The 16,941-nt window shown below is 36.4% G+C and carries 15 protein-coding genes; 8 read left to right on the forward strand and 7 right to left on the reverse strand.

From position 1 onward, the window contains the following. The first annotated feature begins 78 nt into the window (after positions 1-78). The 3 genes from BM098_RS06945 (at position 79) to BM098_RS06955 (ending at position 4,761) form a co-directional block, all read left to right on the forward strand. Positions 79-1,290 (forward strand): metallophosphoesterase family protein, encoded by a 1,212-nt coding sequence (locus BM098_RS06945; RefSeq protein WP_089831780.1) that lies wholly within the window; start codon positions 79-81, stop codon positions 1,288-1,290. After that, on the forward strand, positions 1,280-4,135 hold the full coding sequence (locus BM098_RS06950) for an ATP-binding protein (protein ID WP_159430133.1): 2,856 nt from the start codon (positions 1,280-1,282) through the stop codon (positions 4,133-4,135). The genes BM098_RS06945 and BM098_RS06950 overlap by 11 nt, the downstream gene beginning before the upstream one ends. A gap of 68 nt (positions 4,136-4,203) precedes the next feature. Beyond that, on the forward strand, positions 4,204-4,761 hold the full coding sequence (locus BM098_RS06955) for a GbsR/MarR family transcriptional regulator (RefSeq protein ID WP_089831783.1): 558 nt from the start codon (positions 4,204-4,206) through the stop codon (positions 4,759-4,761). A gap of 55 nt (positions 4,762-4,816) precedes the next feature. Here BM098_RS06955 and BM098_RS06960 read toward each other — a convergent pair whose 3' ends face one another. The 3 genes from BM098_RS06960 to BM098_RS06970 form a co-directional block, all read right to left on the reverse strand. Beyond that, positions 4,817-6,055, reverse strand: coding sequence for an HD domain-containing protein (locus BM098_RS06960; protein WP_234987435.1), 1,239 nt, complete (start codon positions 6,053-6,055; stop codon positions 4,817-4,819). A 192-nt stretch (positions 6,056-6,247) separates the two neighbouring features. Continuing rightward, positions 6,248-7,204: a peptidylprolyl isomerase gene (locus BM098_RS06965; RefSeq protein WP_089831785.1), complete on the reverse strand. Its 957-nt coding sequence runs from the start codon at positions 7,202-7,204 to the stop codon at positions 6,248-6,250. Between the two features lie 258 nt (positions 7,205-7,462). Further along, positions 7,463-7,957 (reverse strand): GbsR/MarR family transcriptional regulator, encoded by a 495-nt coding sequence (locus tag BM098_RS06970; protein WP_089831786.1) that lies wholly within the window; start codon positions 7,955-7,957, stop codon positions 7,463-7,465. Between the two features lie 344 nt (positions 7,958-8,301). On the opposite strand from BM098_RS06970, the gene BM098_RS06975 reads away from it, so the two are divergent. The 3 genes from BM098_RS06975 to BM098_RS06985 all read left to right on the forward strand — a co-directional run bounded on the left by BM098_RS06975 (position 8,302) and on the right by BM098_RS06985 (position 11,394). Next, the gene (locus BM098_RS06975) at positions 8,302-9,498 is read left to right on the forward strand and encodes a quaternary amine ABC transporter ATP-binding protein (RefSeq protein WP_089831788.1); all 1,197 of its coding nucleotides are present in this window, start codon (positions 8,302-8,304) and stop codon (positions 9,496-9,498) included. Then, positions 9,491-10,330, forward strand: a complete 840-nt coding sequence (locus tag BM098_RS06980; RefSeq protein WP_089831790.1) for an ABC transporter permease — start codon at positions 9,491-9,493, stop codon at positions 10,328-10,330. Before BM098_RS06975 ends, BM098_RS06980 begins: the two co-directional genes overlap by 8 nt. A gap of 149 nt (positions 10,331-10,479) precedes the next feature. Then, positions 10,480-11,394 (forward strand): glycine betaine ABC transporter substrate-binding protein, encoded by a 915-nt coding sequence (locus BM098_RS06985; RefSeq protein ID WP_089831792.1) that lies wholly within the window; start codon positions 10,480-10,482, stop codon positions 11,392-11,394. A gap of 196 nt (positions 11,395-11,590) precedes the next feature. Here BM098_RS06985 and BM098_RS06990 read toward each other — a convergent pair whose 3' ends face one another. The 3 genes from BM098_RS06990 to BM098_RS07000 form a co-directional block, all read right to left on the reverse strand. Then, entirely contained in the window at positions 11,591-11,947 is a 357-nt protein-coding gene (locus tag BM098_RS06990) for a YtxH domain-containing protein (protein ID WP_089831794.1), read from the reverse strand. A 150-nt stretch (positions 11,948-12,097) separates the two neighbouring features. Then, positions 12,098-12,616 (reverse strand): tryptophan transporter, encoded by a 519-nt coding sequence (locus BM098_RS06995; protein WP_089831796.1) that lies wholly within the window; start codon positions 12,614-12,616, stop codon positions 12,098-12,100. Positions 12,617-12,722: 106 nt separating this feature from the next. Beyond that, positions 12,723-13,151: an HIT family protein gene (locus BM098_RS07000; RefSeq protein WP_089831798.1), complete on the reverse strand. Its 429-nt coding sequence runs from the start codon at positions 13,149-13,151 to the stop codon at positions 12,723-12,725. Positions 13,152-13,241: 90 nt separating this feature from the next. Between BM098_RS07000 and BM098_RS07005 the strand changes: the two genes are divergently transcribed. Both BM098_RS07005 and BM098_RS07010 read left to right on the forward strand, forming a co-directional pair. Then, the gene (locus BM098_RS07005; RefSeq protein WP_089831800.1) at positions 13,242-13,991 is read left to right on the forward strand and encodes an ABC transporter ATP-binding protein; all 750 of its coding nucleotides are present in this window, start codon (positions 13,242-13,244) and stop codon (positions 13,989-13,991) included. Next, entirely contained in the window at positions 13,984-15,201 is a 1,218-nt protein-coding gene (locus BM098_RS07010; RefSeq protein WP_089831802.1) for an ABC transporter permease, read from the forward strand. The genes BM098_RS07005 and BM098_RS07010 overlap by 8 nt, the downstream gene beginning before the upstream one ends. 121 nt (positions 15,202-15,322) lie before the next feature. On the opposite strand, the gene BM098_RS07015 is transcribed toward BM098_RS07010, so the two are convergent. Continuing rightward, a complete protein-coding gene (locus BM098_RS07015; protein ID WP_089831804.1) occupies positions 15,323-16,483 on the reverse strand; it encodes a M20 metallopeptidase family protein in 1,161 nt (386 codons plus the stop codon). Positions 16,484-16,941 lie beyond the last annotated feature (458 nt).

The following is a 16,941-nucleotide window of genomic DNA, read 5'->3' on the forward strand; positions in this document are numbered from 1 at the left end:
ATAAGTGGCAGGAATGAATGGGAGAAACGTGCGTTCTCTGTTAAAATAAAAGAAGCAATAAGAAAGTTGGTGAATAGAATGAAAGAAACGATTCGCTTTATCCATAGTGCTGATTTACATTTGGATCGACCGTTTGTCGGCTTATCTAAGCTTGGATATAATCAAATAGAAAAAATTAAAAAAGGTGCTTTTTTTGCACTTGATCGATTAGTTGACCTAGCCATCAAAGAGAACGTTCATTTTGTTGTTATTGTTGGCGATATATTTGATCAAGCCAGTACGACTGTTTATGCTGAAGTAAAATTTAAGCAAGCACTTGAAAAGTTAAATCAAAAGGGGATTCATGTCTATGTCTCCTTTGGCAACCATGACTATCATCAAACAACTGAGATGACGTTTGACTATTTAGACAATGTTCATGTTTTTAATGATCAAACGGTCTCCTCTTTTACATATAAAAGTTCAGATGGCGCGACGGTTGAACTTCAAGGTTTTAGTTATGAAGCACGTCATGTGACGGAAGATGTTTCTCGTGGGTTTTCAGTTAGTCAATCATGTGATTATCTAGTTGGGATGCTGCACGGAAGTGTTGGTACATCAAAAGAACATGAAACATACGCGCCGTTTCAACTTGATTGGTTAAGGTCACTTAATTTTGACTACTTTGCACTTGGTCATATTCATAAAAGACAGGTGCTGAGTGAGATGCCACCGATTGTATACTCTGGAAATATTCAAGGTGGCTCTAAAAAAGAAACGGGTGAAAAAGGTTGCTACTTCGTGGAGATGGCAGATACGGGCACAACCTTTACCTTCCAACCACTTCAAAGTATACGTTTTGAAACGAAAGAAGTTGATGGTACATCTATTCATACAGTAGATGACCTTATTTATACACTTAGAAATATTTTAGCTGAACAACTTAAACATGTTGTCTTAGCTATTGAAATATATCAGCCAACAGATTCATTGATCTCGTTGTATCATACCCAAGGTTTTATGGATGTGATTCAGTTGTTAAATGAAGGAAATAATGCCCAAGCCTACATCATAGATTTATCGGTTGCACAACCTCCCGTTACGTTACATCAACACGATCCTTTCTTTCAAACACTAACACAGCAGTTTAAAGAGGAAAGCGATGGAGCATACGCAGATGAGTTATTTCAACATCACCGGGCGCGACGCTTTTTAGACGAACCAACAAAAGATGAGTTAACTTTGGCTTCAACTGATGCGTTTCATTACCTTTACTATCAACTGATCGGAGGTAATGATGATGAAGATTAATCTAGTCAACATCTATCAGTTTGGAAAATTAGTCAATCAAACATATGAGCTAAGTCAGGATAACTTAATTATTTTTAGTGGTAATAACGAGTCGGGTAAAACACATGTGCGATATTTTTTAACGTATATGTTGGTAGGTCTTAAAAAACAAGAATTAGAGCGATTTAACAATCAACCGAATCATATCTTCGGTGGAGAAATGTTAGTTCAATGTGATGATCGAGTCTTTACTTTATATCGAACAGATAAACTAAACCACCAGTTAAAGGTTCAAGATGAACAAAAGCATGATGTACCATTAGAGGAATTTAAGCAATATATACAACAAGTAGATCGAGAATTGTTTGATCGCATTTTTCATTTTGATGTGTTATCGATTCAAAAAGAACAGACAGATTCACCAGAACACTTAGGGGAATTATTATTATCACTCAGTATGTCAGGAACTGATGCGATTGAACGAACGGAAAAGAAATTAAAGCAAGCGCTCGATCAATTATTTAAAAAAAATGGCACAAACCCATCATTAAATCAACAGCTTAAAACACTAGAAGCGATGGAAAAACAACTGAAAGAATTAAAAAAAACAGAAACGGGTTATCATACACTTGAACAAGACATTAAAGAATCAGAAAGTACGATCGAGCACTGGCATGTTGATAGCGATGAAGTAAAAAAACAACTGACCTTTTATCAGACTTATCACCAGTTGTATCATAAAATAGAACTGTATCAACTGGCGGATCGTTACCTCAAGGAACATAAGAAGCCTGAGATAAAACGAGAAAGCAATAAAGCGGACGTTATCACTTGGGCTGATCGAGCACGAGATATAGCTCAACAGTTGTCTTATCAACAACAACAGATTGAACATAAAAAAGAACAAATTAAAGCCAGTCAGGTACGTCTTGGAGAAACTTCGTTGTATGAGTTTTTATCAACTATTCATGAACAAGAGTCATTTTGGCGTAAACAGGATCAGACAGGATTACAGGTTAAGGGCGAGCTTGAACAAATCGCAATCAAGATTCAGAATGAAAAGCGAAATATTGGCCTGGTGCTTGATGATGAAGAAATCCTACAATTAGCTTTGCCCAAAGAAAATGTAGAAGAGCTAGAAGTGCTTGTATCGTCATATAAATCTCTTGATGATTCAAAATCATCAAACCAAGCTGAGCTACAATTACTCCTCAGTGAGGGGGATGGCTTATCTTTTGAACGGCATCAAGTAGAAGAAGCACTTCTAAACGATTATGAACGCCGGGATATAGAAGTCGCTATTGAGTTATTAAGGGATACTAATAAACGAAGCATGACATCTAAATCATTACTACCTGGATTTAGTGTGGCCTCGGGTTTGTTAATCATAAGTTTTATCATTCTATATTCGATAAATAACTTACAGCCACCTATTATCATTGGATTAGTGTTAGTGTATATGATTGGTTTATTTGGTCTCGTCCATCTAAAACAACAATCAATAAAGTTAAATAAGAAAAAATTAACATTAGAAGAAGAAAATCAGTTGCAACATTATTATCATGTTTTAACTGAAGATGAAACGGCTAAAGAAAAAAGAGAGGAGTTAACGAGAGATTGGATGATTTTTACGCGTGATGTAGCAGTGAAAGAAAAAGAAATAAACAAACAAAAAGACAAGCAAAAACAATTAGCCGGAAAAATAAATCGATTTAAAGATCAGTACCCGTTCCTTAGTTATGTAGCTGAACCAGGGTATAGTAAGGTACTGGCGAGTGTTTATCAGTTAAAAGGCTTACTTGAAGAAAGAGTAACATTACTGTCAAGGTTACAATCGATTGAAGATAAGCTTCAGCAGTTTAAACAATCAATCGTCGATTATTGTGATACACCTGAGCAAATCTCAATAGAAGAAATGTTAAAAGTGGTACGTGAACAGTTTAATGAATTGACGCATAACCGGGAGCGTCATGTTGAACTAACTCAAGAGTTACACAGGTTAGAAGATGAGGAACAGCAGTTAGACGCTGCACTATTGCCATTGACTGAGACGTTAGCTGATGTCTATCAAGCTTATCAAGTAGATGATTTTGAAAGTTTTATTTCGCAACATGAAGCAGCGACACATTATAAAGATATGACTCAACAAAAAAGCGAAATGAAACAAAAATTAGCGATATACTTTTCACCTACAGAATTAACTCGCACATTGTCTGAGCCACTTATTAATGAGCGCTTACTTAAGGAATATCTCGATGATTATCATAATAAGCGACAACAACTTGATGATGAACATATGACAGCAATGGAACAGCTAGTTACATTAAAGGCAAAAAAACAACAGATGGAATCATCAACAGGCTACCGAGATTTATCTTATCAATTTCAAATGAAGCGGGAGGCGTTTAATCGAACAGCTAAAGAATGGTTAATATATAAAATCAGCTATGAACAATTGCTTAAAACGAAACGATTATTTCAAACATCAATGTTGCCAGGTATTTTAGCTAAAGCAAGTGAGGTTTTTCGAGTAGTTACAAATAATCGGTATCAATCAATTGATTATGACCAGGATTCCAAGCAATTATTTGTGACTCATAGACAAGGAACGTGGTTCTTATATGATTTATCACAAGGTACGCTAGATCAAGTAGTCATTGCGATTCGTTTGGGCACAGCGATTGTTTTAAATCAATCTATACACCTTCCCTTTATTATTGATGATAGTTTCGTTCACTTTGATCAACAACGCAAAAAATGCTTACTTAATTATTTAAATCAACAGGATCGTCAAAGTTTTTATTTTACAACAACACCTAAAGAGTATCTGACAGATTATCAAGTCATTGACTTAGAGGATAATTAGCATCTTTTCAAGAAGTAAAAGTCGTGATAAGATGGTACATTGATAGCGCGTGATGGGAGAGAAGTATAATGGAAGGAAAAGATGAACAGAAAATACATGAAGCTTATGAAGAAACGATTGATAAATTTATTCAAATGATCGCAAAAAATATGAGTCTTTATGGTATTACCCCTTCAATTGGCCGGTTGTATGGGAAAATATATTTTAATGAGGCACCAATGACACTGGACGATATGCGTGAGGCACTCGAAATGAGTAAAACAAGTATGTCAACAGGTGTTAGAGCGTTAACAGAGATGAAAATGGTGGAACCAGCTTTTAAAAAGGGTGTTAGGAAAGACTTATATAAGTCTGAAGAGAACTGGTATAAATCCTTCACGACATTATTTGGTAATCGCTGGCGGCATTTTACCGAAACAAATATTGAAGAAGCTGATGAAGCGGTTGAGACATTACTTAAAATAAAAAATCAAACAACAGATGAAGAGTGTATTGAAAGAATTGAACACGATATTGAACGACTTAACTATGCGAAAAATTATTACAAGTGGCTCATGCGGTTCATTCAAGTAGTTGAATCAGGCGAAATATTTGATTATATACCTAGAGAAGAACAGTCAGATTGACTGTTCTTCTTTTTAAATGGTAAAAAATAAGATGTTAAAGGTTAGAGTGGAATTTCTACTTACGGTAGTAAGCCATTTCTTCATTTTCATATCGACTGTCAAAGTAATCGACAAGGTGAATTAAGTAACCTTCTGCTGTTTGAGGTGCCCTAACGGCAGAGCCCCACTCAGGCAAGCCATGGTGACACAAAATACAATGATTGATTTCATGTATATGTGATAAGGATAGAGGGGTCTTCAACTGATTTAGCATCTGTTGCAGCAACATTGCGCCGTACGGGATGTGACCTACCATAACGCCGAGAGCATCCATTTCTATACCGCCTTGAGCACGTGAGTCCAGTTCTTGTTTATCTGCATACGGATAAAGAAAATCAAAGGCTTGGTAACTCTTTCCGGCATAATCATACTCTAACAATTTACCCAAGTCATGATAAAGAATAGACGTATATAAAACATCGAAGTTTATTGCCTCTTGATCTAGACTTACAAATTGATTCAGCATTTTATATAAATGATCAAGAGTATCTTTCCAAACAGGGCGTTTGCGCTCTGTTTTTTCCTTTTTTGCCTCAGCATAGACTTCGTGTTTGTATACTTTTTCAACTACGGCAATCAGGTATAATATTGCTTCAACAGGACCTTTGTCATGATGTTGTATAAAGTAGGTGAACCGCATTAAACCTGTCGTATGTTTGATTAGACCACCGATATAGTTATGATGAAAGCCTTTGGCAGCGGGAGCGAGTAAAAAGTCATCCCAAAAATGGCGTAGCGTTTCAAGTGCAAGTGTCTTATATGGTTCATTTAATGTTGTCAAATAAAAGATGAGTTCTTCTGCGATTTCTTTTAAATCAAGTTTAGGGAAAGGGAGCAAAGTAAAAGGTTCAATGGCTTGTTGAACCGGATCAAGATGGTTAATAGTTAATGATTTATTTTGATTGTATTCATCAACGACAGCTGATACATCGAATACACGGTGCTTTTCTAGTAAAGGTAATGTTTGTTTAATCGCACCTTGATTATCCCACATTTTTGCCCGGTACATTCCGTTTTGATTGCTAAATGTAAGTGTCAGGTACTCTTTGTTTGTTTTAGTAAGTCTTACTTCATAATCATTAAGCAGTAAGCGTTCTTGAACCTTTGTCCCAGCTTCAAAATGATCAAGCATAAAGGTAGCATTCGATTCTTTTATTTCAGGAAAGTTTAAAGATTGAATTATCTTATTTACTTCGTCATTCATATTAATTGAATAAACGATTTTTGAATGGAAATAGTCTATTGTGCGTGACATACCTTCACTTCCTTCTATATATAGTTAAATTCATCTTATCAGAATTACGATAAGGATGCTATTAGTTACAGTCATAGACACCTAAATTCTGTGCTAGTTTTGTTTGGTAATGTATCAGAAGCAAAATTTTTCCGGCTCACAAAAAAACACTTACAGAGAGTAAACTCTGTAAGTGTTTTTGATTAAAAAAATTTATTCTGCAGATTCGTCAGTTGTATCGTCTGTCTCATCTGTATCTGCGTCAGCATCTTCTTCCACATCTACATTTTCTTCTAAGTCAGCTGCAGGGTCTTCAAAGACGAAAGTATCTTCAAATTCTTCGACCAACACATCGATATCCGCATCCTTAAGTAATTGGGTGATTTTTTCTTGTGCTTGCGTAGAATCAACTTTAGTCGCTGCAATTTCAGATTCTAATTGATCGCGTACATCTTCTAATGCTTCTACATCAGTTTCAACTGGGCGCTTATCAGTTACATAAATAATGTGATAACCATATTCAGATTGAACGGGTTCACTGATGTCACCAATTTCTAATTCGTAAGCTTTGTCTTCAAATGCTGGTACCATTTGACCGCGTGAGAAGTAACCAACAGAGCCGCCTTCAACAGCAGAACCAGAATCTGTTGAGTATTCTTCCGCTAAAGCAGCAAAATCTTCACCACTTGTAGCGCGTTCATATAATTCATTAGCTAATTCTTCATCTTCAACTAAGATGTGAGAAGCTTGAACTTCATTAATCATACGGTTATATTGTGCTTCGATTTCTTCATCAGTTACTTCGACACCATCAGAAAGTGCTTTTTGTTGAAGCATTTGCATACGTAATTGTTCTTCAAATGCTGCTTCAGAAGCAATACCTTGTTGTTGAAGTAACATTTCAAACATGTCCCCGTATTGTTCACGGTACATATTCATTTGATCTTCAATGGCAGATTCATCAATTTCATATTTAGATTCTAAAATTGTTTTTAATACCATATTTTGAAGAACGCTTTCGCCTGCTGTTGCTTTTAATTCTTCATAAAAAGCATCCTTAGTGATGTTTCCTTCATTTGTTTCAACGACAACTTCAGCATCGTCTCCAGAACAAGCACTAAGTCCAATGAGACTTGCGGTAATTGTTGCAACCATAACTAACTTTTTCATTAAACACACTCCTACTTTGAATTATAAGACATTACGTCTTGTTTTGTTTTCTTTAGTTAATATATCATATTTTCACTTCAAAAGAGAGGAGGAATCTTAAATTCCTCGATTTTTACATATTTTTTTCATAGATATGTAAACGTGACCAACGTGTTTGTATAAGTGAATATATTCACCACCTATTTCATAAATGATGATTATGCATGGGGGATCATAAAAAAGAAGTTATCCAACATCGTTAAGATAACTTCATCAATACTAAGATATGTGACTGTCATCATTAATTTGTTGACAAGTTGATTTCAACTGGATAAATGCTTTTTCTAATCGTTCATGAAAGACAAGCATTTGTTTGACTTTTGTTTCAATCAGTTCACCTTGAGGTCGGGCGTTAATTTTATTTTCTATAGAAGACAAACTTTGTTTTTGTATAGATGTGTGACTTAGCCATTTATCAAGGTAGTAGTGCATAAATCTTTGAAATAAATCCTCAGTTGTCGTATATAAATCTTTACGAACGCCTTTTTTCCACACTTGATTTACTAAATTTAAATCAGATAAGTTTCTAATGCCGGTATTAACGGATGTTTTACTTTTTCCTGTTGTTTGGCTCATTTCATCAAGAGTCATTGGTTGATGGTTTAGAAAAAGGATTGTAAACAGTCTTGAATCACTCGGTGAGAGGTCAAAAAGTTCGAGCGTTTTTGAAAACTCATTAATTACATCGTCAGTTAAATATGGTTCAGGCTGCATATTCAGGCTCCTTTCTATAATAAGTATAAATTAAACCTAATATAAGCTTACATAAATTTCAAAGGTAATGGAAATGACATATCAGGTAGTAATTAAGAGTATTTGAGCGCATTTCTAAGTAAAAGTTTTGTTGCGTTTGTACAGTTTAAACTGTACGTAAAATATATTCGAAAACTACGGTTTTTAGCGGTTGAAGTGTTGACTGTTTCTAGGGTAAGCTATTAGAGTACTGCATTACGTCAAAAAACACATAACTTGTTTAGAAAATGTCTAAACGGGAAATAAAAAGTGAATACGTGAGTATTGACTCATGAGTATTGTATTTATAAAAGAGGGGTGAGATTATGCCAGTTATTGAGGTTAAAGGTCTATCAAAAGTTTTTGGTAAGAACGTAAAAGACTCTTTAAAATTACTGGATGAAGGTAAGAAGAAAGAAGAAATTCTCCAAGCAACAGGTGATACAGTCGGTGTTAACCGTGTCTCATTTGAAGTGAACCAGGGAGAAGTATTTGTTATTATGGGACTTTCGGGAAGTGGTAAGTCAACACTAATCCGTTTGATTAATCGATTGATTGAACCAACTGAAGGAAGCGTTATGGTTGATGGAGAAGATCTAGCACAAATGGACAAAGAGAATCTTCGTCGTGTCCGCCGTGAAAAGCTTAGTATGGTATTCCAAAACTTCGGATTATTTCCATTCCGCACAATCTTAGAAAATGCGGAATATGGTTTAGAAGTACAAGGTATTGAAAAAGAAGAACGTGCTAAAAAAGCGAAAGAAGCCTTAGAAATGGTTGGCTTGGGTAGTTACGTTGAGCAATATCCTAATCAATTATCAGGTGGTATGCAACAACGTGTAGGTTTAGCGCGTGCATTAGCCAATGATCCTGAAATACTATTAATGGATGAGGCCTTTTCAGCACTTGATCCATTAATCAGAAAAGATATGCAAGATGAGTTATTAGAATTACAAGATTCTATGCACAAAACAATTATCTTTATCACGCACGATCTAGATGAGGCGTTACGTATTGGTGATCGTATTGCGTTGATGAAAGATGGTTCTATCGTACAAATCGGTACACCAGAAGAAATTCTTACAAACCCAGCAGATGAGTATGTTGAGCGTTTCGTAGAGGATGTTGACCGTTCGAAGGTCTTAACAGCATCACATATTATGCATCGTCCTGAAACAGTTAACATTGAAAAGCATGGGCCACGTGTGGCGTTAGAGCGTATGCGTGAAGAAGGATTATCTAGTATTTATGTTGTTGACGGTCACCGGAATCTAAAAGGTTATGTGACAGCTGACGATGCATCCGATGCACGTAAGAAAGAAATTAAAGATCTTAATGAAATTTTACGTACTGACGTACCGAAGGTACCGCTTGATAAGCCGATGCAAGAGATTATCGAAATGATTTATGACACACCTGTACCAATCGCAGTCGTTGATGGTGAGAAACTTAAAGGTATCATTATTAGAGGGTCATTCCTTGCTGCACTTGCAGGTGAAGGAGAGGTGAAGTCTGATGTTTGATTTTATTCCAGAAATTCCAGTAGCTGATTGGGTCGATGATCTAACAGATTGGATTGTTGAGACATTTGCATTTATTTTTGATCCGTTAAAAAATGAATTTGGTGATTTTATTGAATGGATAGCTGATATGTTGGGTGCTGTTCCACCATTCATTATTATGTTGCTTGTAGTTGTCGGCGCCTTCTTTATTACGGGGAAAAAGTTCGGTTTAGCGGCTTTTTCACTTGTTGGTTTAATTTTTATTGAAAACCAAGGTTTATGGATAGAACTTATGTCAACATTTACACTTGTTTTAATGGCAAGTTTACTTTCTGTCATTGTAGGTGTACCTGTTGGGATCTTAATGTCTAAAAGTAAAGTAGCAGAAGCTATTATTTTACCGATTCTTGACTTTATGCAAACAATGCCAGCCTTTGTTTACTTGATTCCAGCTGTTGCATTCTTTAGTATCGGTATGGTACCAGGTATTTTTGCTTCACTCATCTTTGCGACACCACCAACCGTTCGTTTTACGAACTTAGGTATTCGCCAAGTATCAACAGAACTTAAGGAAGCTGCGGAAGCGTTCGGTTCAACAGGCGCTCAAAAATTATTTAAATTAGAGCTTCCAATGGCAAAAGGAACCATTATGGCTGGTATTAACCAAACCGTTATGTTAGCCTTGTCTATGGTAGTTATTGCATCAATGATCGGTGCACCTGGTTTAGGTAACCCAGTCGTATCAGCTCTACAACGTGCGCAAGCGGGTGCTGGTTTCGTTGCGGGTATCTCTATCGTTATTTTAGCGATTATTATGGACCGTTACACTCAAAGTATTTATAAGAAAAAATAAAGTTACGACTTTAGTTTTTTGAAGGTAACCTAGCTATGAATAAGTGAAGTGGTATCTGTAAAGATGTTCTTTGCTTAAATAGAGTTAATAACTTTTTCAGTGTAACTGAAAAGTTGTTATAGATAAAAAATTAAAAGGAGGACGATTTAATGTTTAAAAAATCATGGAAACATATTGGTTTAATGTTAGTTTTAGCTTTAACCCTTGTACTTGCTGCATGTGGTGAAGATGATAGTGCTGGTGATGATTCAGCAGATGAGAGTGAAGGTAATTTAGGTAATGAGGATATTGAATTAGTATACGTAGAGTGGGATTCAGAAATTGCCTCTACAAACGTTATCGCTCAAGTATTAGAAGAAAAAGGTTATGATGTTAACATTCGCGGTATTGATAACGCGATTATGTGGGAAGCTGTAGCAAATGGCGATGCTGATGGTATGGTAGCGGCATGGTTACCAGGTACACACGGTGATCTTTTTGAAGAGCACAAAGATAATATGGTTGGCTTAGGACCAAACTTAGAAGGTGCTAAAATCGGTCTTGTCGTACCAACTTATTTAGAAGATGTTAATTCAATTGCTGACTTAGCAGATTACACTGATGCATTCGGTGGCGAAATTACAGGTATTGAGCCTGGTGCTGGTGTTGTACAATCAGCTGAACAATCTTTAGAAGATTACGGTTTATCTGACTGGACAGTAGCAACATCATCAAGTGGTGCAATGACAACTGTATTAGGTCAAAAATATGATAATGAAGAAGCGGTTGTTGTGACTGGTTGGACTCCACACTGGAAGTTCGCTTCATATGACCTTAAGTATCTAGAAGATCCTGAAGGTACATTTGGTGGGGCTGAAACAATTGAAACATTCGTTCGTGAAGGTTTCGAAGCAGATAGCCCAGTAGCATACGAAGTACTTGATAACTTCTTCTGGGAACCAGCAGACATGGAAACAGTTATGTTAGAAATGGCTGATGGCGCTGATCCTGAAGAAGCAGCAGCAAACTGGATTGAAAATAACCGTGAAAAAGTTGATGCATGGTTAGAAACTTCAGCAGAATAATATAGTGTATTGTTGATTTTTAATCAACGATTGTAAACTAAAAAGGTATGCCTACAGTGTTATGTGGGCATGCCTTTTTTATATGTCACTGTTGCACTATATTGTGAATATTTTGTCGCTAATGTACCAATTTACTAAAAGTATTTTAGTAAAGGAAAACGACAGCCTGTTTAAAAGCTGTCGTTAAGATATGTGATTATGAGCGTTGGCTTTCTAGTTCAAGTTCTTCCAAACGCATTTCAATTTCTTTAAGGTATTGCTCGATATTATCTTGATGAGGTTTAATAGTCTGTTGCCACTGATCAATCGATTCTTTCATATCCGTTGATAAATCTTTAATCAACTCAGCTCCTTCTTTTGAGGTGGCGATGATTTGATCTGATAATAACTTACCGTTGACTTTCGCCTTTTTTATAGCTTCTTTTACCTCGTTTGCTTGTAATTTGAAGTGCTCACGGGTATCTTTTCCTGATCGTGGCGCATTAAGTAACGTGACACTCGCACCAACAGCACCCCCGACCACAAAACCTAATGCTAATGATTTAGCTTTCATTCATCCCACTCCTTTTTTCTTCTCTTCTTATTATCTTCTCGTAATTTGGTTGAGTCAAACCTAAAATAAGAAAAAACTTTTAAATAACTTAAATAAAATCCCCCTTAGCAGTAGATGCTAGGGGGAGCAATGTGTGCAAAAGTTATGGTATTAAGCAAATGACATTTGTGAACGTTGTAAGATTGATTGAACAATCGGATATAGAATAATCGTAAAGACGACATTAAATAATGTAGCGGGTAAAACAACGGCTATAAATAAAGCGATGAACGAACCTCCCATTTGACCGATAACAAAAAGGGCCATTGAAAGAAATACTGAACCACTTACAATCGTGCCAAGTGCTACTAATACAGGGGCAATAATTTTTTTGTTTAGTTGTTTAGGTACTAACATTAATAAGCCAAAGAATACAAAAGCTGTGATGGGTTTATCAACTAAATTTGAGATTTGACCTCCTGGAGCTGTCGTTGTTAAAGCTGAAATAACACCTGTCGCAATGCTTAACACAAGTACATAATTGGCTTTAGGGAATATAAGAATACCTAAGAACATCATTGGTAACATAATATCCGGTTTCATCCCAAACAATATTGGCGGTGTGATAATGTGAAGCACAGCCCCAATCCCCATAAATAATGCAAGTAATACTAAATCTTTTGTCTTCATCCTAATCTCTCCTCTTCTAAGCTAAACTATGGTATTCCATTTGTGTCCTCATGACCAAATGCGAATAGTTTTATCAATTATATCATATACTGAACTTTTGTAAAGTTTAAAAATTCTCACTAATTGCTTGAGCAACAGCAGAGCGCTCGTCACTTGTATAGTCATCACTGTGGGTAACCCACTTCGCATCATATCCGTCTGACTCATCATAACGCGGAATCAAATGGATATGTAAATGAAAGACAGATTGGCCGGCAAATTCACCAGTGTTACTTAAAACGTTCATTCCAACGGGATTAAAGGCTTTCTCGATTGCACGTGCGACTTTGGGTACACGCGCAAATAAGGTGCTTGCCACTTCTTCTTTTGTTTCATAAATGTTTTTTACGTGTGTCTTTGGTACAATAAGCGTATGACCTTTTGTTACTTGACTAATATCTAGGAAGGCAAAAACGTCATCATCTTCATAAACTTTTGCTGACGGGATCTCACCGTCGATAATTTTACAAAAAATACAGTTTGGATCATGTGTCATATACTGTCACTCCTTTTTTTTTAGTGTATCATGATTAATTGAAGAAAAGCAAAGAAGAAAGAGGAAGCAGATGAAAGGGAGGAAAAGCATATGTCTGATTTATTACATATCGACCATCTTAGCGGAGGTTATACGAGAAAAAACATCTTAAATGATGTGTCTTTTAAAGTGAACAAGGGTGAGTTAGTAGGATTGATTGGATTAAACGGTGCGGGTAAGAGTACAACGATTAAACATATTATTGGTTTAATGGAAGCAAGAGAAGGTAAAGTGGTACTTAGTAATGTTAGCTTACAAGAAGACGAAGAAAAGTATCGTAAAGCTTTTACTTATATACCTGAAATGCCGTTACTTTATGATGAACTAACCTTAAGAGAGCATTTGAAATTATCAGCGATGGCTTATGGGCTGGGTGAGCAATTATTTAATGAGCGTGTGCCACCACTTCTAAAAGCTTTTCGCTTAGAGCGTGAAATTGATTGGTTTCCGATTCATTTTTCTAAAGGAATGAAACAAAAGGTGATGATTCTCTGTGCTTTCTTGGTGGAGCCAGATCTTTATATCGTCGATGAACCCTTTGTTGGATTAGACCCCCTCGCTATTCAAGCTTTTTTAGAACTGATGGTCAAAGAAAAAGAACGTGGCGCTGGCATTTTAATGTCGACACATATTCTCGCAACAGCAGAGCGCTATTGTGATCGGTTTATCATTCTTCATAACGGAGAGGTTAAGGCAGAAGGGACGTTAAAAGAATTACAAAACCAATTAAATATGCCTAATCAAACACTTGATGATATTTACATCATGTTGACGAAAGAAGAGGATGGTGTAAATGGATAGTCAACAATTGTTTAAAGAACGCTTTAATGCGCATATAAAGCATGTGATGCGGTATGCGCAGTATATATTAAATGGTCATATTGCAATTGCACTGATTTTTTTAGTGGTTGCTATTGCCGTTGTTTATCAACAATTTTTAATAGAATTACCTGAGGCCTTTCCGGTTAGTTTAGTGATGAGTATATTATTATCACTTGTGATTTTATATAACCCGATTCAAACGTTTACCAAACAAGCAGACTTAGTTTTTTTACTGCCTGCGCTTGAATCATTGAAAGGGTTCTTTTACCGCGGACTTGTCTATAGTTTCTTTTTTCAAAGCTACTTAATGATTCTGATTCTTGCTGCACTTAGTCCTTTGTATCATGCTAGATTCACATCAGGAAACTATCTTTTTATTATTTTTTTGTTTCTTATTTTTAAATTATGGCATTTTATTATGAGTTGGGCTAGTCTACGGTTACGTAACCAAACATTACTGTTGTACACTAGAATGGGGTTATTTATTTTTCAAACGTTTGTCTGGTACAGTTATTTAAAAAGCTGGACAATCATGTTTATTCTCGGGGTTATTGGCTTGTTTATCATTCTCAGTTATCTATTGCATCTGGCTTTTGCTCAAAGCCTAGCACTCGATCAATTAATTACAAATGATCAGCATCGACTCGAGCGCTTTTATCGTTTAGCCAGTCTATTTACTGATGTAAGAGAATTGAGTACGCGGGTGAAAAAACGCCGATTATTATCGCGGATGTTAACGTCACGTGTGCTACTTAAACAGAGTGAGACCTATACGTATCTTTACCGACTTACCTTTAGCCGGAGTGAAGACTACTTAGGTTTGTCTAGTCGTCTAGTCGTCATTGGTGTGATTGCTTTAACTACAATCAATCAACCGTTATTAAGTTTTGGAGTAGGGATATTGTTTATTTATCTGATTGGCCTTCAACTACTACCGCTTTTTTCACATCATGATACGAAGTTATGGCTTTTGTTGTATCCGGTCAATAGACAAGAGAAAACCCATGCTTTTCTTCAACTGCTAACGGCTTTACTAAGTAGCGTTGTACTCTTGTTTGCTATTACTTTAATATTTCGTTTAACTGCACTTGATGGTCTATTGTTTCTGGTACTTGCGGGTGTTTTCTCTTATGGTTTTGTAAGGGTTTATGCGAAAAGTAAAATGAATAATAGAAGGCGATACTCATAATTAGAGTTTTTTAATGGAACGAATCAGCTAACCTAGATCACCTTATTAATGACGTGAAAAATTAAAACCAACAATGATATCAACGTCTCACACGCGTCTATCATTGTTGGTTTTTCTTTTACTAATTATACGATGCGATAAGTGCAAGAAATGTGTTGCTAGCAATTCTCATCGCTTGTTCATTAAAATCAAACTTTGGATGGTGATGGGGATAAAATGGCCCATCTGTTTTCGCGCCTGTAAAGAAAAAAGCCCCTGGTTTTTCTAATAAGTAATAACTGAAGTCTTCACCTGTCATCGAAGGGCGGGTGAAAGAAGCATCTGATACTCCTGGTATTTCTTTAGCGATATCTATGATTCGCTTTGCTTCAGCTTCATGATTTACAACCGGTGGGTAACCTTTCATATAGTCGAAATCAATCGTAATACCATAACGCGCTTCAAATGATTCAATAATCGCCGTCATTTCTTGAATGATTAAAGTTTGAACCTCTTTAGAAAATGTTCGAACAGTCCCTTCTAAGGTCGCTTTTCCAGCAATGATATTAAACGCATCTCCAGCTTCAATCTTTCCGATGCTTAAGACGGCGGTATCTAGTGGATCAATTCGGCGGCTCACAATCGTTTGGCACTCACTGACGAGTGCACTCGCAATCACAACAGCATCTTTTGTATCATGTGGCATTGCCCCGTGTCCACCGACACCATTAACCTCAATTGTAAAGCGATCAGCACCTGCCATAAAGTCCCCCGTTGTTGTATGAATGGTACCCACCGATAAGCTAGCCCAGAGGTGTGTTCCAAAAACATAATCCACACCTTCAAGTGCCCCGTTTTTAATCATAGGTGCCGCACCTCCCGGTGCAACTTCTTCAGCGGGTTGATGAATCAAAACAACATTACCTGATAAATTCTGTTTTTGTTGATATAAAATTTTTGCGGTGACAAGCAGTGTTGCCGTGTGACCATCGTGACCACAGGCGTGCGTCACACCGGGGACAGTTGATTTATATGGAACTTCTTTTTGATCTTGAATCGGTAAAGCATCAAAATCAGCCCTTAAGGCTATCGTTTTACCTGGCTTTGTTCCTTTAATTGTTGCAACAATCCCGTGACCACCAATATGCCTTTCATAATCGATGCCTAATTGGTCATAGTAGTGACAAATATAATCGGCTGTTTTTGCTTCATGAAATGATAATTCAGGATGTTGATGCAAGTAACGTCTGATGTCAATCATTTCGCTATAGTCTGTGTTCGATACATAATTATCCATTGCCATTATATTCACCCTCATCATATGTTTTTGCCATTATAACATAACACATTAAAACGATGTATGAATCGACATCGGGTATTGTTTTTCATTCGTATCGGTTTCATTTATAATGAAACAAGCAGGTATTTTATATAGAAATGGGTGAAGGAAATGTCAAACGTATTAAAAACAGTCATTGCACTTATGATTATTTTATCGCATTAAGGCGAGAAGACACCTTCCTCAAGTGCGTCAGCACTAGGTGGGTGATGAATCGTTTGTTTTGAATATTTTTGAAGTGACAAACATATATTCTGTATGGTATAATTAGAGCATTAACAATGACCGTCACAAAAAAAGAGAGGGTGTATATCATGGGCATGAAGGCCATTTTTTCAAATCGCTTATATAAGCATAAAATCGACCCTGATTTTGTGATGTCCATGGATCACACCCTTCGGGTGTTTAATCAAGCCAAACAT

Source organism: Halolactibacillus halophilus (genome assembly GCF_900115605.1).
GTDB classification, from domain to species: domain Bacteria; phylum Bacillota; class Bacilli; order Bacillales; family Amphibacillaceae; genus Halolactibacillus; species Halolactibacillus halophilus.